Source organism: Gardnerella sp. DNF01144, from assembly GCF_049244245.1.
In the GTDB taxonomy this organism is placed as follows: domain Bacteria; phylum Actinomycetota; class Actinomycetes; order Actinomycetales; family Bifidobacteriaceae; genus Bifidobacterium; species Bifidobacterium piotii.
Genome location: NZ_CP058390.1, coordinates 150,274 through 176,720 on the forward strand (window position 1 = coordinate 150,274; position 26,447 = coordinate 176,720).

At 41.7% G+C, this 26,447-nt stretch carries 19 protein-coding genes and 1 tRNA gene; 13 read left to right on the forward strand and 7 right to left on the reverse strand.

Going from position 1 to position 26,447, the window contains the following annotated elements:
* The first annotated feature begins 145 nt into the window (after positions 1-145).
* From glnA to HXT36_RS00565, 3 genes are all read left to right on the forward strand, one after another.
* Positions 146-1,483 carry a type I glutamate--ammonia ligase gene (gene glnA, locus HXT36_RS00555; protein ID WP_004132594.1) on the forward strand — a complete coding sequence of 446 codons (1,338 nt, stop codon included), beginning with the start codon at positions 146-148 and terminating at the stop codon, positions 1,481-1,483.
* 433 nt (positions 1,484-1,916) lie between these two features.
* Positions 1,917-2,873 (forward strand): nucleoside hydrolase, encoded by a 957-nt coding sequence (locus tag HXT36_RS00560; RefSeq protein ID WP_032813541.1) that lies wholly within the window; start codon positions 1,917-1,919, stop codon positions 2,871-2,873.
* A 141-nt stretch (positions 2,874-3,014) separates the two neighbouring features.
* Positions 3,015-4,418 carry an MFS transporter gene (locus HXT36_RS00565; RefSeq protein ID WP_016635694.1) on the forward strand — a complete coding sequence of 468 codons (1,404 nt, stop codon included), beginning with the start codon at positions 3,015-3,017 and terminating at the stop codon, positions 4,416-4,418.
* A 95-nt stretch (positions 4,419-4,513) separates the two neighbouring features.
* Here HXT36_RS00565 and hrpA read toward each other — a convergent pair whose 3' ends face one another.
* Entirely contained in the window at positions 4,514-8,593 is a 4,080-nt protein-coding gene (gene hrpA / locus HXT36_RS00570) for an ATP-dependent RNA helicase HrpA (protein ID WP_421778833.1), read from the reverse strand.
* Positions 8,594-8,621: 28 nt separating this feature from the next.
* Positions 8,622-9,362 carry a class I SAM-dependent methyltransferase gene (locus HXT36_RS00575; protein ID WP_421778834.1) on the reverse strand — a complete coding sequence of 247 codons (741 nt, stop codon included), beginning with the start codon at positions 9,360-9,362 and terminating at the stop codon, positions 8,622-8,624.
* A 120-nt stretch (positions 9,363-9,482) separates the two neighbouring features.
* Between HXT36_RS00575 and hflX the strand changes: the two genes are divergently transcribed.
* From hflX to HXT36_RS00605, 6 genes are all read left to right on the forward strand, one after another.
* Complete coding sequence (gene hflX / locus HXT36_RS00580) at positions 9,483-11,000, forward strand: GTPase HflX (RefSeq protein WP_421778835.1); 1,518 nt, start codon at positions 9,483-9,485, stop codon at positions 10,998-11,000.
* 131 nt (positions 11,001-11,131) lie between these two features.
* Positions 11,132-12,094, forward strand: a complete 963-nt coding sequence (locus HXT36_RS00585) for an L-lactate dehydrogenase (protein ID WP_004130300.1) — start codon at positions 11,132-11,134, stop codon at positions 12,092-12,094.
* 154 nt (positions 12,095-12,248) lie between these two features.
* Positions 12,249-13,595: a SufS family cysteine desulfurase gene (locus HXT36_RS00590; protein ID WP_421778836.1), complete on the forward strand. Its 1,347-nt coding sequence runs from the start codon at positions 12,249-12,251 to the stop codon at positions 13,593-13,595.
* Positions 13,596-13,623: 28 nt separating this feature from the next.
* The gene (sufU, locus tag HXT36_RS00595) at positions 13,624-14,250 is read left to right on the forward strand and encodes a Fe-S cluster assembly sulfur transfer protein SufU (RefSeq protein ID WP_421778837.1); all 627 of its coding nucleotides are present in this window, start codon (positions 13,624-13,626) and stop codon (positions 14,248-14,250) included.
* A 54-nt stretch (positions 14,251-14,304) separates the two neighbouring features.
* Complete coding sequence (locus HXT36_RS00600; protein WP_421778838.1) at positions 14,305-14,766, forward strand: metal-sulfur cluster assembly factor; 462 nt, start codon at positions 14,305-14,307, stop codon at positions 14,764-14,766.
* A gap of 13 nt (positions 14,767-14,779) precedes the next feature.
* The gene (locus tag HXT36_RS00605; protein WP_421778839.1) at positions 14,780-15,481 is read left to right on the forward strand and encodes an HAD family hydrolase; all 702 of its coding nucleotides are present in this window, start codon (positions 14,780-14,782) and stop codon (positions 15,479-15,481) included.
* A 5-nt stretch (positions 15,482-15,486) separates the two neighbouring features.
* On the opposite strand, the gene HXT36_RS00610 is transcribed toward HXT36_RS00605, so the two are convergent.
* Positions 15,487-16,131 carry a DUF4125 family protein gene (locus tag HXT36_RS00610; RefSeq protein WP_421779219.1) on the reverse strand — a complete coding sequence of 215 codons (645 nt, stop codon included), beginning with the start codon at positions 16,129-16,131 and terminating at the stop codon, positions 15,487-15,489.
* The gene (locus HXT36_RS00615; RefSeq protein ID WP_421778840.1) at positions 16,131-18,167 is read right to left on the reverse strand and encodes a DUF4037 domain-containing protein; all 2,037 of its coding nucleotides are present in this window, start codon (positions 18,165-18,167) and stop codon (positions 16,131-16,133) included. Before HXT36_RS00615 ends, HXT36_RS00610 begins: the two co-directional genes overlap by 1 nt.
* Before the next feature lie 289 nt (positions 18,168-18,456).
* Here HXT36_RS00615 and HXT36_RS00620 point away from each other — a divergent pair, with 289 nt between their 5' ends.
* Entirely contained in the window at positions 18,457-20,781 is a 2,325-nt protein-coding gene (locus HXT36_RS00620; RefSeq protein WP_016787413.1) for a BspA family leucine-rich repeat surface protein, read from the forward strand.
* Positions 20,782-20,829: 48 nt separating this feature from the next.
* Here HXT36_RS00620 and HXT36_RS00625 read toward each other — a convergent pair.
* A tRNA-Pro gene (locus HXT36_RS00625) sits at positions 20,830-20,903 on the reverse strand.
* A 140-nt stretch (positions 20,904-21,043) separates the two neighbouring features.
* On the opposite strand from HXT36_RS00625, the gene lysS reads away from it, so the two are divergent.
* Positions 21,044-22,720 (forward strand): lysine--tRNA ligase, encoded by a 1,677-nt coding sequence (gene lysS, locus HXT36_RS00630; RefSeq protein ID WP_421778841.1) that lies wholly within the window; start codon positions 21,044-21,046, stop codon positions 22,718-22,720.
* A 155-nt stretch (positions 22,721-22,875) separates the two neighbouring features.
* Positions 22,876-23,616, forward strand: a complete 741-nt coding sequence (locus tag HXT36_RS00635; protein WP_004130287.1) for a phosphoglyceromutase — start codon at positions 22,876-22,878, stop codon at positions 23,614-23,616.
* A 135-nt stretch (positions 23,617-23,751) separates the two neighbouring features.
* On the opposite strand, the gene phoU is transcribed toward HXT36_RS00635, so the two are convergent.
* Positions 23,752-24,432: a phosphate signaling complex protein PhoU gene (gene phoU / locus HXT36_RS00640; RefSeq protein WP_415701796.1), complete on the reverse strand. Its 681-nt coding sequence runs from the start codon at positions 24,430-24,432 to the stop codon at positions 23,752-23,754.
* Positions 24,433-24,586: 154 nt separating this feature from the next.
* On the opposite strand from phoU, the gene HXT36_RS00645 reads away from it, so the two are divergent.
* Positions 24,587-26,026 (forward strand): sensor histidine kinase, encoded by a 1,440-nt coding sequence (locus HXT36_RS00645; protein ID WP_421778842.1) that lies wholly within the window; start codon positions 24,587-24,589, stop codon positions 26,024-26,026.
* Positions 26,027-26,061: 35 nt separating this feature from the next.
* On the opposite strand, the gene HXT36_RS00650 is transcribed toward HXT36_RS00645, so the two are convergent.
* Positions 26,062-26,316 (reverse strand): hypothetical protein, encoded by a 255-nt coding sequence (locus HXT36_RS00650; RefSeq protein WP_032813038.1) that lies wholly within the window; start codon positions 26,314-26,316, stop codon positions 26,062-26,064.
* Positions 26,317-26,447: the final 131 nt, after the last annotated feature.

The following is a 26,447-nucleotide window of genomic DNA, read 5'->3' on the forward strand; positions in this document are numbered from 1 at the left end:
TACATTAAAAATAAGTAAATTCATGCTCATAAAACTAAATAAAAGTGAAAAGTAAGAGATAATATAAATTAATCTCTTAAATATTAGTTAAAGAGTATGAGAGAAAAACACATAGTTACACACTTAAATTGATTGGACTGTAGATATGGATAGACAGCAAGAATTCGCTTTGCGTACAGTTGAAGAGCGTGACGTTCGTTTTATTCGACTATGGTTCACGGATGTTCTTGGAACTCTTAAATCGGTTGCTATTGCTCCAGCAGAGCTTGAGGCTGCGTTTGAAGAGGGTATTGGCTTCGATGGTTCTGCGATTGAAGGCATGACTCGTGTTTTAGAAGACGACATGATTGTTAAGCCAGATCCTTCGACTTTCCAACTTTTGCCATGGCATGGCGGTCCAGAAGGTACGGCGCGCATGTTTTGTGACGTTTTAACGCCAGATGGGGAGCCGTCTCTTGGAGATCCGCGTCATGTTCTTAAAACTGCGCTCGCAAAAGCTAAAGAAAAAGGCTTTACTTTTTACGTTCATCCAGAAATTGAGTTTTACTTATTTGAAGCGCAAGACGATTGGTCTAAAACACCTGTTCCTATTGATGAAGGTGGGTATTTTGACCACGTTCCAAGAAGTTCGGCAATGGACTTTCGTCGTAGCGCTGTGAGCATGCTTGAACAGATGGGTATTTCTGTTGAGTATTCTCACCACGAAGGCGGTCCTGGTCAAAATGAGATTGACTTAAGATATGCAGACGCTCTTACTACTGCAGATAACATTATGACTTTCCGCACTGTTGTTAAGGAGATTTCTCTTGAGCGCGGAATGTATGCGAGCTTTATGCCTAAGCCGCTAACTGACCAGCCTGGTTCTGGTATGCACACGCATTTAAGCCTGTTTGAAGGAGATTCAAACGCTTTCTATGAGGCTGGGCAAGAGTTTAATATGTCGCTTATTGCTCGCCAATTTGCGGCTGGTATTTTGCATCATGCTGCAGAAATTTGCGCTGTTACAGATCAATACGTTAATTCTTACAAGCGCTTGTGGGGTGGGGCGGAAGCTCCTAGCTATGTTTGCTGGGGTCATAGCAACCGTTCTGCGCTTTTGCGTGTGCCGCAATATAAGCCTGGCAAAGGTAATTCTTGCAGAATGGAGTTTCGCGCGCTCGACCCTGTTGCGAATCCGTATCTTGCATACTCTGTTTTGTTGGCTGCTGGCTTAGATGGCATTGAAAAGCAAATGACTTTGTGCGATCCTACTAGCGACGACGTTTGGGAGCTTACGGATGCTGAGCGTCAAGCTATGGGCATTCAGCCTCTTCCTGAGTCTTTGGATGAAGCTTTGAAGATTATGGAGAAGTCTGATTTTGTAGCTAGCGTTTTAGGTGAGCATGCGTTTGAATACTTCTTGCGCAATAAACATAAAGAGTGGGAAGAGTATCGTCGCCAAGTAACACCTTACGAGCTAGAGAAATACTTGCCTAGACTGTAGGTTTTTGCAACGTATTTGCGAATTTAGTTTGTGTTGACTATTAAAATCGCGCGATGTGCTGTGGCGGCGTGTCGCGCGATTTATTTTTAGGTTTTTCTTTGATTATTTTTTAACATTTTTCGCAAAATTTTTTCATATTGTTATATCTGAATGTTTATGTTTGAATGCTAGTTTCTAAGCATAATTTAAACGTTTGTTTATTTAATTTAACTTTTGTTGGCGATTGAAACATTTTATAACAAAAATCGCAAACTATTGCACAATAAAGAAACAATGATATATCTAAAATTATCCAATTGTAATGTTGATTTTCAAAATTATGATAATAGAATTTTTGCTTGGTTGCATTTGAATAATTTTGAAAATATTCGCGCAATCCATGATTTACAACGACTGTAAAATCATGCCAAATACACAAAGGGAGGTAACTCAAGTGAAGAAGCTGATTCTTGATCTTGATACTGGTGTTGACGATACTCTCGCTATATCTTATGCTCTTGGAAGCCCAGAAATGGAGCTTATTGGCATAACTGGCACGTATGGCAACGTTTTAATGGAGCAAGGTGTTCGTAACGCGCTTGCAATCACAGACTTACTTGGGCATCCCGAAGTAAAAGTTTATAAGGGACTTTCGCACGCAAGCAAAAAAGATTCTTTTGAAGTTCTTCCAATTTCTGCATTTATTCATGGAGATAACGGAATTGGCGATGTTGAGATTCCAGATTCTGCGCGCAAAGCAGAAGATGAATCAGCTGTTGATTTTATTATCGATTCTGTAAAGAAATATGGCAAGGACTTGGTGTATGTTCCAACAGGACCAATGACAAATATCGCTGCTGCGTTGAAGAAAGCTCCAGAAATCAAGGACGAAATCGGAAAGATTGTTCTTATGGGCGGAGCGCTTACCATTCATGGAAACGTAAATGCTTGGACCGAAGCGAATATATCTCAAGACCCAGATGCTGCAGATGTACTATTCCGCTCTGGTGCTCCAGTAACAATGATTGGTTTGGATGTTACTTTACAGACTTTGCTTACCTACAAGGAGACAAAGCAGTGGCGTGACCTTGGTACAAAGGCTGGCAAGTTCCTTGCAGATATGACCGACTTTTACATTAAGGCATATGAGACAACGGCTCCACACCTTGGCGGATGCGGTTTGCATGATCCTTTGGCAGTGGCTGTAGCTGTGGATCCAACGCTTGTTACAACGCTTCCAATCAATATGCAAGTTGATGTTGAAGGTCCAACTCGTGGACGCACAATTGGTGATGTTACGCGCTTGAATGACCCTGTTAAGACAATGCAAGTTGCTGTTGGTGTTGATGTTCCACGATTCTTGAACGAGTTTATGACGCGCATTTCTGGCTTGGCAAAAATCGCTGGCTGAGTGTGGATTTTACGAGTTTTAGTTCCGTTTTAACTCCGCTTTTTGTTGTTCGACACGCCGCAAATCGCAACATTTTCCGCAATATGCGATGTGCCTTATTTGCCAATGTAAAAACTAAAAATATTAATTGATTGGATTATTATGACTGAGATTGCAAAATCTAGTGCGGTAGACCCATACGAGGATCCAAAAACCCGCGACAAAGTGGCGATTTACTCGCTAATTTTACTTCTTATAACCTTTATTCTTGGAACATTGTGTTTGCAAGGATTTAATCTGGTATTTGATCAGATTGGTAAAGCTGTTGGCGCGCCTGATCAAGCTTCTCTTATTACGAGTTTGCCAATTATTGTTTTAGGCATTGTGTGCTTTATTTACGGTTCTTTGGGTGACTTTGTGTCGCTTCGTAGACTCATAACAATCGGACTTGTAACACTGTTTGTTGGATCGTTGTTTGGTTTTATTGCAAACTTCTTCTTCACTCCAAACTTGTGGACTGTTATTATTGCGCGTATTTTACAAACAGCTGGCGAGCAGGTAGCAGGTTCTTCCTTCCTTGTTATTGCAACTAAGTATTTGCGCAACGATCTTAAGGTAATTTTCTTTGGACTCTTTACTGCTGCTTATCAGCTTTCTGCTTCTATTGGCGTTTTTGCTGCTGGTGCTCTTAGCTCTATTGCTTGGCAGTATTTGTTCTTGATTCCTGCAATTACTATTCTGTTCTTGCCAGTTCTTGTTAAGTTCTTGCCTACAAAGAACGGTATTGGTGGAAAGATAGATAAGCTTGGCTTTACAGTGTTTGGTATTGCTGTTGCATTGCTGACTTTGTTCTTCTCGTACAAGGCATGGGGATTGTTGCTTGGATCCATCGTGCTGTTTGTTGTGTTTGCTGGATACATTATGAAGGCAAAGAACCCGTTTGTAACTCCTGCATTCTTTAAGAATAAGCGTTGGCTTTCGGGCATTATTTTGATCTTCATCTTCTACTTTACTAACTATTGCATGCCTCCAATTTACAATGTGATTGGTGGAGCTTTGTATCATATGAGCACTGAGGCAGTTTCTTCCTACCTTGTATGGGCATTCGTTGTAGCAGCAGTGTTTGGAACATGCTCTGGAACAATTATCGGTTTCATTGGACGTAAAGCTGGCATTATTATAGCTGCTGTTCTTATGATTCTTGGATGGGTTGGAGCTGCTGTATTCATCAATTGCGGATTCCTTGTTCTAACTTTGTGCGCATGCGTCTACTACGCTGGTTGCGGACTTATGTATTCGCCAATCGTTTCAACGGTTCTTAGCGCATTGCCTGTTGAAGAATCGGGTCGTGGATGCGGTATGAACGATTTAGTTATGAATGTTACAGCATCAATCGGTATTTCCATTTTCAGCGGATTCTTTGGCGGAAACTTGCTAAAAGGATTCTCTTTTGCTGGAATCCAAGGCTTAGGTGCAGGTTATTCTAACTTGCTTATGATGGGCGCTATTGTAGCCTTTATTGGCTTAGTAGTTTACATTGCTCGTAGCCTTATGGTTAAAGAGTAATTATTATTTACTCAATATGTTAGTGGTCACTATCTTGCAGTCATCTTTGGCTGCGTGGATAGTGACCATTTTTGTATTATTTTGCTTGCGTGCTATCAAATCTTTTTCATACGCTGAATACTAATTGGGTATGCTGTTCCAAGCTCTTGCGCCCAAAGAGAAACGTAGAATTCTTCGCACATCCACTTTAGTTTTTGAGCTTTTTCTTGAGCTTCATCTCTATTAGGCCCAGCAGGCAAGCTTTCTGCTCTCTTTTGAGCTTCTAGTACAAGCTTATGAGCTTCATCTGCCTGCCAAGCCCATTGAACATCTCGATCTTTGTTTGACTTTGCTTTGTTAAGTCGAATCAAATCCGCATGTAAGTAGCGCTCTATTGAACTAAGTGCGCTAGAATCTGCTTTTGCAATAAATCCAGGAAAAACAAGCGAAGATGCGTGTTCTTTAATCGATTGAAGAACACTAAGCATTGGCAAGTCGGCTTTGCCGCTAACAGCGGACTCGACTTTAGCAAATCGCTCCAAAATAGCAATAACACTGTGTGCAACGCTATAAACCGTGTCTTCGTAAACTTCGGCAATATTGCCAACGGCTTCTTTAAGTTCAACATCGTTAGTAATTTTTTGCGTATTTGGTATAAGTCGCTTAATAGCTGCCATTTGCAAATCTTGAGCCAAATCTTTAGAAGACTTATAAGGTGCAGAAGCAAGTAGCAAAGCCTCGCTGCCGAGCCATCTAGATGTAATGCGCTTATCGTCTAAAATAAGCATGTTAAGTGCGCCTTGCCAAACCATTTGAGATCTAGAAAGATTAGTTGCTCCAGACTTGTGTAACAAATCTGCTCTCTCAACAACATTTCCGGCCTCTGCTGCTTTAATCGCCTTGCTGTTAACAACATTTAACGCACACTCTTGAGCTGATTTTGCAAAGCGATGCTGAAGGCTTATTAGCGACTTATCTGTTCCTAAAACAGTAGGCTTAATGCGCTTGTTGCTTTGATTATGCGAATTGTTTTGATTAGGTTTGTTTTTATTAGTTTTCTTTTGCTCAACGCTAAAAGTTACGCGCAAATAAGGAGATAGTCGTTGTAGCTGATCTTCGCTTAAGACTTCTGGGTGGATTTGTGCTACAACAACATTAATCGCAGCTTTAGTAAAGACTTCGCTAAAGTCTTGCCAAATAAAATCTTCTTGCGGATTCTCATTTATTCCTGGAAGATAATCGTAGTTTTCGTCAATCCACTCGCGGATCTTACGCGCAGTATCTGGAGCTGGCACGAATTGCACGCGCAAAGTCTTAGGAAGAGACTTAATCATGCCAATAATAAGCTCGTCTAATAAGCCTGGCACATTCCAAGTAAACTCTTGAGGCTTAAGTCGCAAAAGCGCATGAAGTGGAACGTGTACGGTTACGCCATCTAAAGGATTATGCGGATCGTAAATGTAGCTTAAGCGCAAATTAATTCTCTGGCCGTCTGTTCCAATCGTATGCCAAGTATCGGGGTAGTCTGCTAAATCAGTGTCATTTGCGTATTGCAAGCGCTCAACACAATCTGGGTTAAAATCAAGAAAATGTGGGTCTTGAAGCCTATAATTTTTCCACCATTTAGCCAAATCTGCAATGGTCGTAGCTTCTTGAGGAAGTTTATTATCGTAAAAAGTAAACAAATCCTCGTCGTTTACGGTTTCGCTTGCTTGTCTAGTGCGATTTGTTTGATTATCGGCATCGTTCAAAACGTTAATATTTGAGGAGATAAAATCGTTGAATGGAAAACGCTGTTGAACGTTTCCTTCGACTAAGCCTTGACGAATCATTAACATTCTAGATTCGTAAGGGTTGATTTTAGACCATTGAACAGTGCGATTTTGCACAATAGGCAAGCCGTACAAAAGCACTTTCGATTGAGCAATTGCAGCACCTTTGCTTGCGCTCCAATGAGCATCTAAATATGTTACGCGAGTAAGGTTCTTGGCTAAAGACTCCGCCCAAGCAGGGTCTATTTGCGCGCAATACCTTGCCCAAAGTCTAGAAGTTTCAACTAATTCCGTACACATAATCCAAGAAGGAGTTGTTTTAGAAACAGATGAAGATGGGAAGATTGCAAACCTTGTGCTTCTAGCGCCTTGATAATCGTTTTTTGCCATTTTTTGAGCGCGCTTAATGGCACGAATTTTGGCTGTTCCGCGAAGTCCTGCAAAATCCGAAGCCTTAGGCTCGCGAATAACTTGCATGCCAATCATAGAAAGCAAGCCAGAAAGCATAGAAGCGTGGATTCCTTGATAATCCCAAGTGCAACAAAGACTGTGAGCTGCTTGTTGATTATTTGGCAATTGGCGGATTTGCAAGCTTGCGCGTTTAATCGGCAGCGCTTCGCCAACATTATAATGAAGCTCCTTGCATAAATCTTTAAGCTGATTAACTAAATCTTTCCACTGTTTTAGGCGTAAAAAGTGGAAAAATTCCTCTTTGCAAAGTCGCCTTAGCGCGTTGTTGCTGATTTCGCCATCCGCCTGGAATATGCGATCCCAAATATTCAATGCTGTTAAAAAGTCACTTAACTCGTCTGCATAACGATTGTGTAATCTATCGGCTTCCTCGCGCTTTTCCTCGGGGCGCTCGCGCGGATCTTGCAAACTCAAAAACGCAACAATAACAAGAATCGCAGCTAAAGTATTAGGCGTAGTGTTTCGCGCAGCTTCAATAATCATGCGTCCAAGGCGAATGTCAATTGGAATATGACTAAGCTCGCGGCCAATTCGAGTCAAGCTTATAACACCAGATTTTCTACTTATTGCACCAAGCTCACTAAGCTCGTTAAAACCGTCGCTTACAGCCTTAATATCTGGAGGATCAATAAATCCAAAATTCGTTATATCTTCGCCAGTTTTAGCAACACCAACAGAGAGCATGTGTAAAACAACAGCGCCAAGTGAAGTGCGCAAAATCTCGGGATCGGTAAAGCGCGGGCGAGTATCGTAATCTTCCCTAGAATACAAGCGAATAGCAATGCCATCTGCGATTCGCCCACAACGACCAGAACGCTGATCTGCACTCGCTTGAGAAATAGGTTCTATAGGAAGACGCTGAACTTTGGCAGACTTAGAATATCGCGAAATTCTAGCAAAGCCAGGGTCTACAACGTAGCGGATCGAAGGCACTGTAAGAGAAGTTTCTGCAACATTAGTGGCGATTACAATGCGCTGATGCGTGTGATGCTCAAAAACACGATGCTGGTCTTTAGAAGAAAGACGTGCAAAAAGTGGAACAATCTCAATGGCGTCACTGCGATTCATGTCGCTTGTGCGCGCACCGAAATAAGAACGCAACGATGCTTCAAACTCGCGAATATCGCGCTCGCCAGAAGCAAAAACCATAATATCGCGCGCGCCTTGAGTGTGGTTTGAATGAATCACAAGTTGAGCGCATGCGCGAGTTACAGCAGAAGCAATGTCTTCATCGCAAATATCTCCGCTTTGCGAAAAACTAGAAAGACTTTGGCTTTGCGCAACGCTTTCATCGTCCATAGCAATATCGGCAAAACCTGGAACATGCTTCATAAGCGAAGGCGCGCTTCCAAGCGGCTCGTAAAGTACGCGCACGGGGTATGTTCGCCCGGAAACCTCTATAACAGGAACTTTAATGTGTAAAGCTTGCTCAAAATGGTCTTTGAACTTTGCAGAATCGATTGTTGCAGAAGTAATAATAAGCTTTAAGTCTTTGCGCTTTGGCAAAAGAGTTGTTAAATATCCAAGCAAAAAATCAATGTTTAGGCTGCGCTCGTGAGCTTCGTCAATAATAATCGTGTCGTAGCGCGTAAGAAGTGGATCGCGCTGAATTTGAGCAAGTAGAATACCGTCTGTAACTATGCGAAGCTTTGTTTTAGATGAGCTTTCGTCGTTAAAACGCACTTGGTAGCCGATTTCTTCGCCAAGCTTAACACCCATTTCGCTTGCGATTCGCTCGGCAACTGTGCGCGCAGCAAGCCTGCGAGGTTGCGTGTGAACAATTTGCTTTCCGCGACCGCCTCTGCCAAGTTCCAAAGCCATTTTTGGGATTTGAGTGGTTTTGCCAGAACCAGTTTGACCAGATACGATTATAATCTGCGACTCTTTAATAGCTTCAATAATCTGATCGTGTGCAGAACAAATCGGCAGTTCACTAGGATAGTCAAAGTTCATATTCAATCCTGTTAAATCTTGCTAAATCCTATTTTCTTAAGACTTCTATAATCCTGTATCCCTTAGAACTTGCGTATTTTTCAACGCTAAAATCTTCACCAAGATTTTTAGAAAGCCAAGGGATTAAGGAGTCGGAACCAAGATTTTTTTGAACAACCAAATAAGCAGCTCCACCAACTTTTAATCGAGGAAGCCATGTTAGCAAAATATTGTGCAAAACGTCTTTTCCAACGCGGATTGGAGGATTTGACCAAATAAGATCAATGTTTTTTTGTGCGTCCTCGCTTTGTGTATTTTCCTGTAGCGCATTTTCTTTTAGTTCTTTTAGCGCATCTTCTACAAGATAAGTGTGAATGTTATTTAATCCAGCATTCTTAGCGTTAATATTAGTAAGCTCTAGAGCGCGCTCGTTAACGTCTACAGCGTAAATTTGCGCATTAGGGGATTCAAAACCTAAAGCCAAGCTAATAGCGCCCCAGCCGCAACCGATGTCGAAAAATCGCCCATTTTCTGGGGGTTGTGGAGCGTGTTTAAGAAGAACTGAAGTTCCTAAATCAAGTTTAGAAGAGCTAAAAACTCCGTTAGAAACTTGCACGCTAACTTCTTTGCCTCGCAAATCAACTTGCAAAGTTCGTCTTAAGTCTAAAGAATTTGGATTAGTGGAAAAATACTGTTCGCCGCTAGTCTTAGATTCTTTAGCATTTTTGTTTGTTTTAGTAGCATTAATGCTGCTCGTCTTTTTAGTTTTATTAAAAGTGTTAATAGTCATTTTAGTGTTGGTTAAAAATTATGTCTTCTAGATTCACAATAATAAAACAAACGTTGTAAATCGCGTATTAATAAAGGATTTAACGTAAGTAGTTAAAGAAAAATAGCAAAGGGCATAGTTTTGGTAGATACTTTAGCAAATAGTGATTTGGCAAGTGGTGATAATAATATGCCCGAGCATAAAAATGAGCATAAAGACTTTCTTTCAGGCCATAGTGAAGTTCTGCTAGACGATGCAAACTCTGGATCAAGCATAGAAAGTAACGATGAAGCTTGGCAAGAGCGTGAATCAAGAAACGAGTTAAAACGAGTTGCTGGTCTTGGAGAATTACAAGACGTAACCGAAGTAGAGTATAGAAAACTAAGGCTGGAACGCGTTGTTTTAGTAGGCGTGTGGTCTAGCGCTCGCGGAACTCTAAGCCAAGCAGAAGAGTCTCTTAGAGAATTGGCGGCTCTTGCTAAAACAGCTGGAGCAGTAGTGTGCGATGGCATGTTGCAGCAAAGATATAGGCCAGATGCAGCAACGTATGTTGGTTCTGGAAAAGCGCGTGAACTTGCAGCGGTTGTAGCTCAAAATGATGCGGATACGATTGTTGTAGACGACGATCTTCCACCAAGCCAGAGAAGAGCTTTGGAAGACGCTACTAAAGTCAAGGTTGTAGATAGAACGGCTGTTATTTTAGACATTTTCGCTCAACATGCAACAAGCAGGGAAGGAAAGGCGCAAGTCGAGCTTGCTCAGCTTCAATACATGCTTCCGCGACTTAGAGGTTGGGGTGCTGCTCTTTCTAGGCAGGCTGGCGGACGCGCTGCTGGAGACGCTGGAATAGGCTCTAGAGGCCCTGGCGAAACAAAAATCGAGATGGATAGGCGTGCAATTAGGAATCGAATTTCAAAATTGCGTCACGACATTGCGCTAATGGCACCAACTCGCGAGACAAAGCGTGGATCTAGGCGTCGTCAAGATATTCCAACTGTTGCAGTAGTTGGGTATACAAATGCTGGAAAATCTTCGATTATAAATAGACTTACTGGCTCTAAGGAGCTTGTAGAAAATGCGCTTTTTGCCACTTTGGATACTGCTGTTCGAAAGTCTTTAACTAAAGATGGTCGCGCGTATACGCTTGTAGACACGGTTGGTTTTGTGCGAAGGCTGCCAACTCAGCTAGTAGAAGCGTTTAAGTCCACTTTGGAAGAGGTTGGACAAGCAGACGTTATTTTGCACGTTGTTGACGGTTCTCACCCAGACCCTGTTTCTCAAATTGAGGCAGTTAACGAGGTTTTAGCTCAAATTGACGGAGTAGAAGACATTGCGCAAATTATTGCGTTTAATAAGTCGGATGTTATGCAAGAGCCAATGCGTTTGCGTTTGCAATCGTTGTATCCTGATTCTATTATTGTCTCTGCGCAAAGTGGTGAAAATATTGAGCATCTAAAAGCACGCGTAGAAAATTTGTTACCTTCGCCACATGTTCACGTTAAAGTTAAGCTTCCTTATAGTGATTATTCTGGATCTTTGCTATCTAAAGTTAGAGAAAATGGCATTGTAAAATCAGTGGAATATAAGGATTCTGGCATAGAATTAGATGCTTTTGTTGGAGATTCAATGGCTTCAAAACTTATGCAAATTGCGTTTTAGTCGAAATTCCTTAGGTGTGATTAAAGTAAAAACTGTTCATGCATATATCTCTATTGTTAGAGCAGCCCTTATATTTTGAGTTATTTATTAGCTAGAGGGTTGACTCTGTTTTGTGGAAAAGGGGTTTTCTAATGGTGAATTCTCAGGTTAAGCCAACAAAGCTTGCGATTATTGGTGCTGGCGCAGTAGGTTCTACGCTTGCGTTTGCTGCTGCTCAGCGCGGTGTTGCTCGTGAAATTGTGCTTGAGGATATCGCTAAGGAACGTGTTGAAGCAGAAGTGCTCGATATGCAGCACGGTTCTAGCTTCTACCCAGCTGTTTCTATTGCTGGCTCCGACGATGTTGAAATTTGCCGCGATGCCGATATGGTTGTTATTACTGCTGGCGCTCGTCAAAAGCCTGGTCAGACTCGTTTGGAGCTTGCAGGTGCAACTATCAATATTATGAAGTCGATTATTCCTAATGTTGTTAAGGTTGCTCCAAACGCAATTTACATGCTTATTACAAATCCTGTTGACGTTGTTACGCATGTTTCTATGAAGCTTTCTGGTCTTCCTGCTAATCAAATGTTTGGATCGGGTACAAACCTTGATTCTGCACGTTTGCGCTTCCTTATTGCTCAGCACACTGGTGTGAATGTTAAGAACGTTCACGCTTATATTGCTGGCGAACATGGCGATTCCGAAGTTCCTCTTTGGGCTTCTGCAACTATTGGTGGCGTTCCAATGTGCGAGTGGAATGCTCTTCCAGGTCATGAGCCATTGGATGAAGCTAAGCGCGAAGAGATTCATCAAGAAGTTAAGAACGCAGCATACAAGATTATTAACGGTAAAGGTGCTACAAACTACGCTATTGCAATGTCTGGCGTAGATATTGTTGAGGCTGTTCTTCGAGACACCAACCGCATTTTGCCAGTTTCTTCTTTGCTTGAAGACTTCCATGGAATCTCAGACGTTTGCATGTCGGTTCCAACTTTGTTGAACCGCAACGGCGTAAATTCTCGCTTGAATACTCCAGTTTCGGATCGCGAGCTTGCTGCTTTGAAGCGTTCTGCAGAGACTCTTCGTCAAGCTGCGGCACAATTTGGATTCTAATTAGTTTTTGCTTTATGATTTAAGCTTTTATGCTTTTATGCTTGGCTGTTCGTAAAGCGCTAATTACTAAGATTTAAGTCTTGAAAGTCGCTCCTTCAATCTTTGTTTGGGGGAGCGGCTTTTAAGTTATAAATTTGATTAAAAGGTGATTTGAATGTTTAATCATAAAAATCTTGATACAGACTTTGCGCTAATGCGTGATTTTGAAGATTTAAGGCTCCAATTTCCGATTTTAAGTCGCAAAGTACATTCAAAACCCTTGATTTACTTGGATTCTGCAGCAACTTCTCAAAAGCCGCAAGCTGTAATTAATGCCGAAAGCGAGTTTTACAAAACGATTAATGCTGGTGTGCATAGAGGCGCGCACGAGTTGGCAGCGCTTAGCACAGTTGCGTTTGAACAAGCGCGCGCAAAGGTTGCAAAACTCGTTGGTGCTTGTAGCAAAGAAGGCAGCGAAGAGATTGTTGTTACGCCTGGCGCTACAGGCGCGTTGAATCTTCTTGCTACTTCTATTGGAAACGCCACTATTAACTCTAGGTTAAATCGCCCTGGTTTTGCGGAAGATAACTTAACTTTGCGCCAGCATTTTGTGATTAATGAGGGAGATAATATTGTTGTTTCTCGCGCAGACCATCATTCCGTTTTATTGCCATTCCAAGAGCTTGCGATTCGCTCTGGCGCGGAGCTTCGATGGATCGATGTAAGTGAAGATGGTCGCGTGCGCGCAGACGCGGATTATTTGAGCACTGTTATTGATGAGCGCACGAAAATCGTTGCAGTTACGCATATTAGCAATGTTACGGGCGCAATCACGGATGTTTCGCCGATTTGCAAGCGCGCGCACCAGGTTGGGGCGATTTTTGTTCTTGACGCTTGCCAGTCCGTTCCGCATATTCCAGTTGATTTTCACGCGCTAGATGTTGATTTTGCAGCCTTTAGTGCGCATAAAATGTACGGTCCGACGGGAGTTGGGTTCTTGTATGGTCGCCGCAATCTTTTGAACGCTCTTCCGCCAGCTAATTTTGGGGGATCTATGGTGGAGCTTGCGTGGCTTAACAAGCCAGCGCAATATATGCAAGCGCCTTACCGTTTTGAGGCGGGAACTCAGCCAGTTGCACAAATGGTTGCTGCAGGAGTTGCAGCGGATTGGCTTTGCTCGTTGGGCATGAATCGAGTTGCAAAGCATGAGCAGGAACTTGCTGAAGAATTGCTTAAATTGCAAGATGTTCCAGGAGTTCGCGTGCTTGGCCCGCTTGATTTAAGCAAGCGCATTGCAACGGTTTCTTTTGAAGTTGAAGGAGTGCATCCGCATGACGTTGGCCAGTTTTTGGATGCGCAAGGTATTGCGATTCGCGTTGGGCATCATTGCGCTCAACCGATTCATCGCCATTTTGGCGTGTACGCTTCGAATCGCGTTTCTGTTGGAGTTTATAACACAATCGAAGAAGCTCGCGAATTAATCGAAGCTGTTTCCCAAGTTCGCGCATATTTTGGCGCATAGTCGTAATATTTTAATGCAAGGAGAGCGCATGTTTGATATGAGTTTTGATGATGACGGTAACGGTGCAAGTAGCGGATTAGAAAGCATGTATCAAGAAGTGATTTTAGATGCTGCTAGAAATCCGCACGGAAAGGCGCATTTTTTAAGCACGGAGAGCCTTTCTAAAGCAGAGTCGCAAGCAACCGATGAGCTAAAAAACGATTCTAATATAAAAATTACAAATCATCACGAAAATTGTGCTGTAGAAGCTAGTAAAGACTATGCATTTGGGGAATCTCATCAATTTAATCCAACTTGCGGAGATGAGGTTACTATGCACGTGGAACTCGCTAAAAACGTTGATAATTCAAGCAATGCGCTTATAAAAAGTATTAAGTGGGATGGCCACGGTTGCTCAATTTCGCAAGCGAGTCTTTCGATTATGGTTGATTTGGTTGAGGGAAAAACTGTTGCGGATGCCTTGCGATTAGCCACTCTTTTCCACAAGCTTATGGAATCTAGGGGAGTGGGATTAAAAAACGAGCAAGACGAAGATGAGTTGGAAGATGCAATGGTTTTTCAAGGCGTTTCTAAATATCCAATGCGAATCAAGTGTGCGTTGCTTGCGTGGGAAGGCTTAAAAGACGGTATTGCAAAGGCTATTGAGGATTTATAAAATCGTATGTAGCTTTATAAAATCGCGTTGTAACACTTAAAAATAAGGAACAAGATGGCAGAAAATCAAGCAGAATCAACTCTTAGCGCAAACAATATTGGGCGCGTAAGCGAGGAAGATATTCAAGAGGCTTTGCACAATGTTGTGGACCCAGAGCTTGGTATTGATGTTGTTGACTTGGGCTTAGTTTACGGGATTGAGATTGATGAGCTTGGTCGCGCGATCCTTACGATGACGCTTACAACGCCTGCTTGCCCGCTTACGGATTTGATTGAAGACGAGTGCGCGAGTGCGCTTGTTGGATTAGTGGACGAATTTAGGATTGATTGGACTTGGAAGCCGCGTTGGAGTGTTGAAAATATTACGGAAGATGGGCGCGCGCAGCTTGAGGCGCTTGGCTATAATTTGAACAATTTGCCTGCTAGCTTTGGTGCTGGGGTTGGTGTTGGAGCTGTTGGGTCTGCTGGCGCTTCTGGAATGTCGTCCTATATTGGCGGAATTTCGCCAACTGAATAATTTAGGATTTTTAATGGCTTGCACAGAAGATTTTTCGCCTAATTGCAATGATTTTAAGAATAGTGACGATTGCAAGAATGGCGATAATTTTATTAAGAATAGCGACGATTATTGCGATTTGTGCGCGCAAAAAATTATTGAAAACCGCATAACAGATGTTGTTTTTGACTTGCATCTTCTTGTTGATTGGGATGCGCGCCGCACATTGGAGTCAGATTACCCAGATTATATTGGCGAAGTTCTGTTTAGTTACGAGCCAGAATGGGGTTTTGAGTTTCACGAAGCTTTGCGAGAGGCGGCATGGAGCAGCCAGCGCGCACTGGAATCGTTTAGCGAGCATCACGGTCCTGCTGTAACTTGGCTTTATCGCCTGTATTTTAAGAATTTTTCACGCGGATTTTTAGGGGAGCGAGCGCGTTTTGCGTCTCTTGCTCGCGATTTAATCGCAAAAGGTGTGCGCGTTTGGGCGCTTGGAAACGCTTCGCAAGAGTGGATGGATTGTGCGCGCGAAACTTGCCCAATACTTGGCGAGATAAATGGCGTTAGTGCATCTTGCGAATCTCATTTACGCAAGCCGAATATTATGATTTATCGAGATTTTTTGCACAAAAATGCTTTGAACGCATCTTCTACTGTTTTTGTTGAATCGGATTTGCGTAGCTTAAAAACTGCGCAAAGAATCGACTGTGCATTTGCAAAACTATTCACACTATAGTTGCCTCAACATTTGTCGGCCGCTTCGAGTGAATCGTAGCCATACATGTGCACAGTATTTTCAATAATCATCTGAGTAAGATTTAGATTTTTTGCAAGCAAATCTTCTATAAAAGCCTTATATTTAGCAAAAGTATCATCAGAATACGTGCTTAATTCTCCTCGCAAATACGTTTCAAAAGACGTATTTTCTGCTGTATCTTCGCTTGTTTTTAGAACGCGCATTGCAAGGCCTAAATGAGGGTAGTGATTGCGAAAATCGTCGGCCCATTTAACTTGCGTTAAAATAATCTTCTCTTGCTCGCTTTTTCTAGGCTCTAAAATCGGCTTAATATAAGGCTTAATCGTGCGCTCAAAAATTTCTGGAGCAGTAGACTCCATCATTCTTGCATATTTTTCTGTTATCAAATTTCTGCCATCACTATTTGCGTGCTCAAGATCTTTTTTATAAGACTCTTGTAAATCCAGAGGCCAAGTTAAAAATTGGCTCATTCGCATAATGTGGAATGTTGGCCAGTTTCCTTGACAATTCGCGCGTCCGCCTTCGTTTTGCGTAAGCTGGAATTGCTGCCATTCTAGTTTTGTAATTTCTTCTGCAAGCTTTTGCGTTTTTAGATTTTGCGTTTTTAGATTTGATAATGAATTGCACATCATAAGCTCCTTAAGCACGCAGCGCGCGAATTAATATGCACTTCAACATACGGGCGTTGCCATTCTAAAAATGTTTCATTGCAATTGCTTAAACCTTGATATTTAAGCTCTTGCACTACTTCGTTGCACACGTTTTGAATAATCTCGTTTATTTTAGATTCAGCTTCGCTGCTGCCTTTTGTGCCTTCGCCAAATCCGATTCCGCCAAAGCACGCCGCGCTACTTAGTCGCATAAGCGATTCAAGTTGATTTGCTACGCCAGAAAGCCTAGACGCCATTCGCGCGCTTAGCTTGCGAAGTGCTGCAAATTGCCACTTATAATATGGCAAATATCCTGCGCTTATTGGGTTATTTAGCAAGAATACGATTGAAGCGGTTGCGCGCACAAACTCGTTTATAGAAAGCCACGCTGCAGCTCCGTCTTTTCGCGCTAGCATTCGTGGAACATTGTATTGACCTGCTTGAGCCATCATGCCAAGCCTTCTAGAGATTAGCGAGATTCTCACATCGTCTGGCATAAGCTTAAAACTTTGACGCGTTTTGCTAAATTCTCCAAGTGGGTCTGCAAAAATTTGGCCGTTCGTAGCTGCAGCAAGTGTTGGCTCGCTTAGCGAAAGCCATAAATGCGGCTCGTTTTTGCTTGGTGCGGCGGAAAATCCTGTTATGTTTTCAAAAAATTCGCTTATGCTAAATACTCCGACTCGCTTGCTGCTTTCGCATGATTTAGCGCGCGGCGTTTCTTCGCGAGAGTCAAAACCAGCGAATTCTTGCGGCAAATCGTTGTAAGCGGCTTGCAAATCATCGCCAATTTTCGCATAGTCTTCATCTGTAAGCCACATGCAGAATCCTGGGCCAAAATCGTGGTCGCGCGAAATCTCGTCGTCGAATCCGTAGCATTCCGATCCGTGACCTACTAATCCTGCAGCTATGCGGTTTTTATAGTCCCTAAATTTTGGTAATTCCAGTAGTTGCTTTCCGTAAGTTTGCCAATATTCTTTTGAAAGTTGCATGCCGTTTTTTATTTTTGGATTATCTTCTGCTTTTTTAGTTTTATTTGACTCTGGCTGCAGATCATCGGTTGCTTGCGATTTTTCCGCAGCGCACTGAATCGCATCCGCCATGCCGCTCGCCGTAAATTTTTCTGCTGCCTTCTGCGCTTGCTGCAAATTTTCCAACGTAATCGCGTACGACTCGCTATCTTTTCCGTAGCATTGTGCAATCAAATCAAGCGCTTTACTGTATGTGTCTACAGCGTCGGAATACTCTTTTCGTGCGTATTGAACTTGCGCAAAACCTGCCAAAGCTGATGCATAATGCGGCTGATTTTGGTTGTTTCCTGCAATGTACATGCGAACGCTGGTTGAAGCGTGTTCAAAAGCAGAGTTAAGAGTAGCGGATTTGCTGTTTGTGCTTTCGCTGTTTGTGTTTGCGCTGTTCTGCGAACACTCTTGCAAAATCGCAAGCGCAAGATTCGTGTGAGTTGCTGCTATATCTATGTCTGTTGAAGGATCGATACTCGATTTTTGCAATATTTCAAGCGCAATATTAAGTTCATTAATTGCTTCGGTCGTGTTGCCTGTTTCGCTGTAGAGCATTGAAAGATTGTTGTGAAGGGCAGCGAGTTTTCTATCGTTTGGTTTTAGTGTTTTCGATGATTCTTTAATAGCTTGAGAATATATTTCTGTTGCGCGCTCATAGCTGCCCGCGGCTCGTAGGCTAGTAGCAGCGTTAATCAAAGTGGTTGTTCCAGCTTCGCTGCCTGCTAAATCCATCTTTTTTGCCAAATCTAGCGCATTGTCAATGATTGGCTTGTTTTTTGCGTGTTCTCCTCTAGACCTATAAAATCCCATCAACTCGTTTAATACAGATAGTTGAAATGCTTGAGCGTTTGCTTCTTCTTGGTTTGTTGCTTCTTGGTTTGCTTTTGCTTGCGATTGGTTTAGAGCGTTTAGCAAGTATTTTTCGATTTCTTGCGCGCTTGCGTGATTAGCAAACATACTGTCTAGTTCTTTATACAATTGCGAAACGCTTAACATTTAAGCCACCTTGCTTCTTGCGATTAAATTCCGTTTTGCTCACTACTTAATCATACAAAATTATGCGTTTATACAGAATTATAAGTTTATAAGAGTGTTGCAATATACGTTATTCTTGTTTTTTATGATTTGTAATAATTTTATATTAAATTTTTTTGTTTAAGATTAGTTTTTGTATAAAGAAGAATCATCTTTTAGGGAATTTTACATTTTTTCTTCCATTTTTTTTTTTTAAAGTGCTAGCGTTGATTTATTTAGATTAGTGTTTTTATTTACATAGGACTAGAAGATGAAGAATCAACGTAGACTATATAAAAGCATTGCGATTTGTGCGTCTGTTATTGCTGCTCTGGCAATGCTAGTTCCGACCGTTACTAGTGCTGTTGGCTTGTCTGGTAGTCAGAGATCTACGCAGAAATTAGACCAGCAATCTCCTTCGGATTCTACTCATACTTTATCTAGCAGTTCTTTTTCTGCTTCCCAATCTAGGTCATCAGATGCGGATTCGCAGCCTTTAAACTGGACTACAGATTCTGATCGCAATCTTAAATATGGATTAGGCGGAGAAAGTAATTCAGTTTTGCATTTACAAGCAAATAATTCTAATGATTCTGTTAATGCAAGTAATCTTAAAGATTTGCTTAATAATAATGATAGATACAAAAGTGTTAAAAAGGTTGTTATAGACGGAAATGATTTTAAAATAAATAATGCAGAGAGTATGTTTTTTGATTTTTCTAGTCTTGAGTCTGTAAAAGGCTTAAACAAGATACAGTTCGTCAAAAAAGATAAAAAAGCTGTAAACATTTCTAAAATGTTTTATAGTTGCGGTAATTTGCTAAGCTTAACTGGCATTGAAAACTGGAATATGGAAAATGTTGAAGACGCTAGTTTGATGTTTGCTTATTGCAAAAAATTAGAATCAATTGATTTATCCAAGTGGCAGAAAGTTAATATAAGTAATGCTAGTGGCATGTTTCAAATGTGTTCTAATTTAGAAAGTGTTAAGTTATTTGCTTCCCAAAGTGGAAAGTTAACAAAAATAAATGATATGTTCAACATGGGCTGGAGGGGTCAATCTAAGCTTTCAAGTGTAGAAGGTTTAGAAAAATTGAATACCAAAAATGTGACAACTATGGAGGAAATGTTTTACTTTACTTCAAAACTAAAAGAGATTAATGGCATAAAAGATTGGGATACCTTAAAAGCTGAAGATATGGAAGGAATGTTCCAGGGTAGCGGAGTTGAAGTTTTAGATTTAAGTAAGTGGAAGTTTCAGAATAAAAGTATTCCTGAACAGGGAACTGATGACACAGTGCATCATTCTATAGGTGCTATGTTTAATTCGGTAGGGCTTCGAGATTTATCCCTTCCTGCAAATAAAAAAGAGCAACCAAAAGTATATGATTATACTGATCCAAACACGGCCGGTAATGCTACGTATGATGTTTTAGATAGCAGAGGCAATCTTTCAAAAGCTTTTATATCTGGTCTTGTTCCTGGTATTTGGAGAATATTTGGTGGTAAATCAGGTAAAACTCCTGGTGAAAATCTTATTCAAAATGATGGAAAACAAAATGTTCTTCGCATAGTTCGAGATTATATTAAAGTTACCTTCAATACTACGTATAATAATGATTATCTTGTTTGTTCTGTTGACGCATTGCAAGGTCTTGTGCAGTTTAAAGTAGGTTCAAATACAAGATATAGACTTAAGTCTTATGAATTGCATAGTGGTGATTATGAAGCTAAATTCTTGAATTGTCATCATGAATATAGTAATGATAATTTTGATAAAACAGATACAGATGAACAAAGCGATACAAAAGATTTAAGTATAAAGAAGGAAGAATTAGCAAAGTATGCAGAAAGCATAGGCTTAAGTTATACCGCTAAGATAATTCGTAATTCTAAGAGTAGTTCTATTTCGGCATTAAAGAATCTTCTCAAAGAAGCAGAGTCTTCTAGGTCTGCTCCTATGACTTTTAATCAAGTAAAAGCTGTTCTTGGAATTGATAAGAAGGATACTGTTGTTTGGGATATTAATAAGGTTGCTCCTTATGATTTTATTGCGCAAGATTCTGAAACAGGTGTTTATAGTCCATCAAATAAGAGTAGTAGTAATTCTTTATTCGTTAGATCAAAATTTGAACAGTTTATTCCAGACGATAAAGTTGTAAAAAATACGCGTTTATACGCATGGGTTGATGCAACGTTTACTGCAACGATTAAGAACGCTAAGAAGCCAGATAAGCCTAGACCATGCATTCCGCAGATTATAAACCCTGCTCCAAACCCTGCTCCAGCGCCTCTTCCAGAGCCAAAACAAGAGTTGAAGCCTGATCCTACTCCAGATCTTGGCGGATTTAGTGGTTTTGGCGGAAAGCCTGCAATACCAAATAATACGCCAGGGCAAAGTAAGTGCATATGCCATAATGCTCAAGAAAATAAGCCTAATAAGAGCGATGATTTTTCTAGTGACGGCGCGCGTAGAGGGTATTTAATAACTACTGGAACTGCAGCAATATGTTGGGTTATTTCTTCAATTGCTGCACTGTTTGCTGGATTCTTTGCTGGTCTTGCAATTGCAACTCGTAAATTCGCTGCCAGATAGTTAGCAAGTGGTTAACTAAAACGCTTGCGCTAGTGCAAAAATCAAAAGTCGGGCTGGTGGGATTTGAACCCGCGGCCTCTTCGTCCCGAACGAAGCGCGCTACCAAACTGCGCTACAGCCCGATGTTAAACTCGTACAAAATATTTTCGTACAAAACTTTAACAACGTCCGCAATGTTACAGGCTGGCGCATACAAATATTTTGTTGCGCTTGCTTATCTTGTGTCCTTAGCTGTATTACCTAGTAGCTACAATTAGCGTCTATGAGTGACACGAATACTACAATGCTTGCCGCGCAAAACGCCGCAGCAGAAAATGACGCAACAGATAACGCCAACGAAATCGACACCGTTGAGCATGCCGAAATGCTACTCGCGCAAGACGAGGCAATCGCCAAGCGTGTAAACGAAGGCGCAAGCCTGGATGAAGCAATTGATCCAAGCAATAAAGAGTTTGGTCCTCTTGCTCACCCAGAGCAGGTGCAAATGCGCGTTGCAAAGCGCGCGATGATGCTTAAGGAAGGCGTGCAACCATACCCAGTGCATCTTAACGTTACAGATACTATCGAAAAAGTGCGCGCCGATTTTGATGGCAAACTTCAAGCTGGCGAAGAAACCGATACCGAGGTTGGCATTGCAGGCCGCGTGCTTTTCTTGCGCAATGCTGGTGGCTTGTGCTTCGTTAGGCTTGCTGCTGGTGACGGCACTACGATTCAGGCGATGGTTTCCAAGAAGGAAATTGGCGAAGAATCCATTAAGAGCTTCAAGCAGATGGTTGATTTGGGAGACCATTTGTATGTTCGCGGTCGTGTGATTTCTTCTAAGACTGGCGAGCTTTCCGTATTTGCAACAGAGTGGGCGATTGCTGCTAAGGCTTTGCAGCCGCTTCCAGCTTTGCATAAGGAATTAAGTGACGATACTCGTACTCGCAAGCCATATATTGGCATGATTGCAGACGAGAAGATTCGCGATATGGTTCGTAGGCGTTCGCATGCTGTGGCTTCTCTTCGTCGCACTTTCGACAGCCACGACTTCTTGGAAGTCGAAACTCCAATGTTGCAAACGGTTCACGGCGGTGCTGCTGCTCGTCCGTTTACAACTCATATGAACGCTTTCGACATTGATCTTTACTTGCGTATTGCTCCAGAACTTTTCCTTAAGCGCTGCTTGGTTGGTGGAATTGACCGCGTGTTTGAAATCAACCGTGATTTTAGAAACGAAGGCGTGGATGCAACTCACGCTCCGGAGTTTACAATGCTCGAAGCCTACCAGGCTTACGGCACTTACGATACTATTGGCGCTCTTACTAAAGAGCTGATTCAAAAGGCTGCGCTAGACGCATTTGGCTCCACTAAGGTGACTTTGCTTAACGGCGAAGAATACGATTTTGGCGGCGAATGGAAGCAAATCACTATGTATGGCTCGCTTAGCGAGGCTTTGGGTGAGGAGATTACGCCAGAAACTTCCGTTGAGCATTTGGGCGCAATCGCAGACAAGCTTGGCGTTGAGCGCGACGAAGTGGAGAATCACGGCAAGTTGGTTGAGCACTTGTGGGAGCACTTCTACGAGGATAAGCTTTATGAGCCAACATTTGTGCGCGACTTCCCAGTGGAGACCAGCCCTCTTGTTAAGGGTCACCGCACAAAGCCAGGAATGGTTGAAAAGTGGGATTTGTACGTGCGTGGCTTTGAGCTTGCAACCGGCTACTCCGAGCTTAACGATCCTGTTGTGCAGCGCGAGCGCTTTGTTGCTCAAGCTAAGGATGCTTTGGCTGGAGATGTTGAGGCAATGGATATTGACGAGGACTTTATTGAGGCTCTCGGCGTTGGTATGCCTCCTGCTGGCGGCATGGGAATGGGAATTGATCGCTTGCTAATCGCGCTTACGGGCGCAACCATTCGCGAGACGATTACGTTCCCACTCGTAAAGCCACTTCGCTAGTTGTGATTATCGCTAGTTGTATTAGTTATAATCAGTTGAATTAATCTTAAAAGTCGTTGAATGCTATTCAAGTGTTCGGCGACTTTTTTGATTAAATTTTTCGTGTTTGTTTACTTTTTGTAAGTAGTCGTACGAAACGAATAGACTAGGTAATTATGACATATAAATTAGTATTGCTCCGACATGGTCAGAGCGCATGGAATAAGACCAATCAGTTCACTGGTTGGGTTGATGTACCGCTAACTGAGCAGGGTGTTGAGGAAGCTAAGCATGGTGGCGAGCTTCTTAAAGAGAAGAACGTTCTTCCAGACATCGTGTTCACTTCTTTGCTTCGTCGTGCTATCAACACCGCGAATTACGCGCTTGACGCAGCCGACCGCTTGTGGATTCCAGTTCGTCGCAGCTGGCGTTTGAACGAGCGCCATTACGGTGCTTTGCAAGGTAAGAACAAGTCTGAGATTCGTCAGGAATATGGCGATGAGAAGTTTATGATTTGGCGTCGTTCTTACGCAACTCCACCTCCACAGATTGATCCAAACGACGAGTATTCTCAAACGAATGATCCTCGTTACGCAGGCGACCCAGTTCCAGAAACTGAAGCTTTGGCAAATGTTGTGACTCGCGTAACTCCTTACTGGGAGTCCGATATTGTTCCAGAGCTTAAGTCTGGCAAGACTGTAATGATTGCAGCTCACGGCAACAGCTTGCGCGCAATCGTTAAGATGCTCGACAACTTGAGCGAAGAAGAGATTTCCAAGGTTAATATTCCAACGGCTATTCCTCTTCTTTACGAGTTGGACGAGAACTTTAAGCCAATCAAGCCTCGCGGCGAGTATTTGGATCCAGAAGCTGCTGCTGCTGGTGCTGCTGCCGTGGCTGCTCAAGGTCAAAAGTGAGTTTGATTAGCTTAATTATCTTAAATTAACTTAAATAAAAAGTAGGTTTGCAAAATTAATTGCAAGCCTACTTTTGTTTTACAAGCTACTTTTTTAGGTTTCTATTTAAAAATTATGTTCTACGCCACTTGTGTTTTATGCTACAACTGTGTCTTTATCTGGTTCTGGTTTCTTAGTTGGGTCAAATCCCGAAACAATAAATACAACTTGCCTTGCTGCAGCAACTGAATGATCGCCTATGCGTTCCATGAATCTGCTTAGAAGCACCAAGTCAATCAACTGTTTTCTAGTGCCGTTCCAATCTTCGCCTTCTACAAGAGCAAAAATATCTTCGTGCAACTTATCCATTACGTCGTCGCCGTGAATAATTGCATCTGCTACATTAACGTCTCTATTTGAAAGCATGTCTGTTAATTGACCTGCAAGAACATGCAAAAAGTCAACCATTTTTTCAACAGTTTCTTTTGCTTGACTTGGTATTGCGCAATCAGGCCAATTTCTTCTTGCGATTTGCGCAACGTGACTTGTTAAATCGCCCATGCGCTCAAAAGTTGCAGCAAGCCTCATAGTTGCAACTACTTCTCGCAAATCTGTTGCAACTGGATTTTGACGTGCAAGCAATATTAAGCATTGATCTATAACGTTTGCTTCTAGTGCGTCTAGCTTTGCGTCGTTATCTATAACCGTTTGCGCAGCTTCTAAGTCTGCGTTTACTAGAGCGCTTCCAGCATCGTTCATGGCTCTTGCAACAAACTCTGCCATGCGTTCAATGTTTAATGCAACTGCCTTCATCTCTTCGTTGAAAATCACTCGCATGGTGTGTCCTTTCTTGCGTTCAATCGCGCTAAATTGCATTGGAGCATATTCGCGTTTGTTTAGATTGCCCTAATCAAGTATAGACTACTGTGCGCACGTGCGTTAAACGTATTAGTCGCTTAAATGTGAGCGCGTTAGAGTATTCTTTAAGAGTATGCTTCAAGATTCGCCATATTCGCCTTTAATGGTGTTTGTTGTTTTCGCTTTGATTGCACTTTGTGTTGCAATTGTTGTTGTTATGTTTGCTTTTGACTTTGTTCTATCAACATTTCGTAATGTTTTTGTTCCATTTTTTGATTCTACTTTTAGTCGTATTTTTATGACTTTTAGGCGTGGTTTTAAGCGCATTTTTCGCATCATTTTTCATAAGAAAATGCAAAAAGTTTTAGGCGATTCCGACTTTGATTCCGATTCCGACTTTGATATAGACGATAGTTCCGAAGACATTAGCTCCGACGCTTGCGCTGTTTTAGCTATGCTTCCAGGAGCTACGATTGTTGTTGATAAAAATAACGACGTTTTGCGCGCAAGTTCACAAAGCTACACTCTTGGAGTTGTTTTAGACGATTCGATTGTTCAGCCGCGCGTTTTGCAAGCTGTAAATAATGTGCGATCTTCTGGAGGCTATGAAAGTTTTGATTTAGTGACTTTTACTCCCAAACAATATGTAACTATTAGTGAAGATAACGATTTTTATGTAGATAATTTAGATAATGTAGATAATTTAGATAAAACTTCGTATTTACAATCTTCGGCTGCTTTCGATTCTTCATCAACACAATCTAACGATTCAGCGCCTAATCCTTCTACAATTTCTAGACCTAATTGGCTTAATATTACAGTTGGAAGTGTTGGAGCAGGAAAAGTTATTGTTATTATAAACGATTCCAGTGCGGAGCATCTTTTTGAGCAAACGCGTAACGATTTTATAAGCAATGTCTCCAATCAACTTATTAGCTCAACACGCATGATTTCCAGCCTTACTAATGTTTTGCAAAGCAAAGATGTTAATGCAAGTCGTATTAAAGATATTGCTGCGTCTGCTCAAAAATCGTCTAAACACTTGGAACATATGTTAGAAGATTTGCTTCTTCTTATGCGAGCGCAAAGTCCTATTGATACTTCAAAAGCTAGTGTTGTAAACGTTTTGAGAGTGTTGGAAGATGTTAAAAATCTTGTTTCTGCTCTTTCGTCTAGTAAAAATGTTCGCGTAATTGTTAAAGCAGATTCTTCACTTAATGTTTTAGCGGATTCTAGTCAAATAAGCAGTGCGATTAGAAAACTTGTTGAAAATGCTATTATCTATTCTAACAAAAATAGTGTTGTTGCTCTTTGCGCTTTAAAGTCAGAAGATAATCGATTTGCTGTGATTCGCGTTGTTGATTCTGGAATTGGTATTCCGCTAAAAGATCAGCCGCGTATTTTTGAACGTTTTTATAGGTCGAGTAATCAAAATGACTTTAGTAAAGACGGCGTTGGATTGGGTCTTGCTATTGCTAAGCACGTGGCTCTTACGCATCACGGTAGCATAACATTGTGGAGCAGGCCTGGGCAGGGAACTACTGTTAATTTTGCTATTCCGCTTGCAAAGTAGTGTGCAAAATAGTTCTCTTAATTGTATTAAGCGTTTTACTTTCCTAGTCTTCTATAATCCCAGCGATCAAAGTGTTCCCAGATTAAAAGCAAAATTCCAATTACAAATCCACTAAGGCAAATTACAGCAAAGAACCACAATAGAAAGTGTAAAATCGCAAGAATAACTGTGATTAATGATGCTATGAGCCAAATAATCGTTCCAGTCATAAATGCTTTGCACAAGTCCACGCGTAATGGCTTTGGTGCTTCTTTGCGTGCATCTGGATTAATAATTGGTGCTAGCTTCATATGATTAACCATACATCTTTGCGTGTTCAATATCAATTTTAAGAATTACATTGCGTATTGTGTTGCGTATTGTGTTGCGTATCCGTACCACATTGTATCCTTTAGATTTGTAAGTGTGAATTTGTGAATAC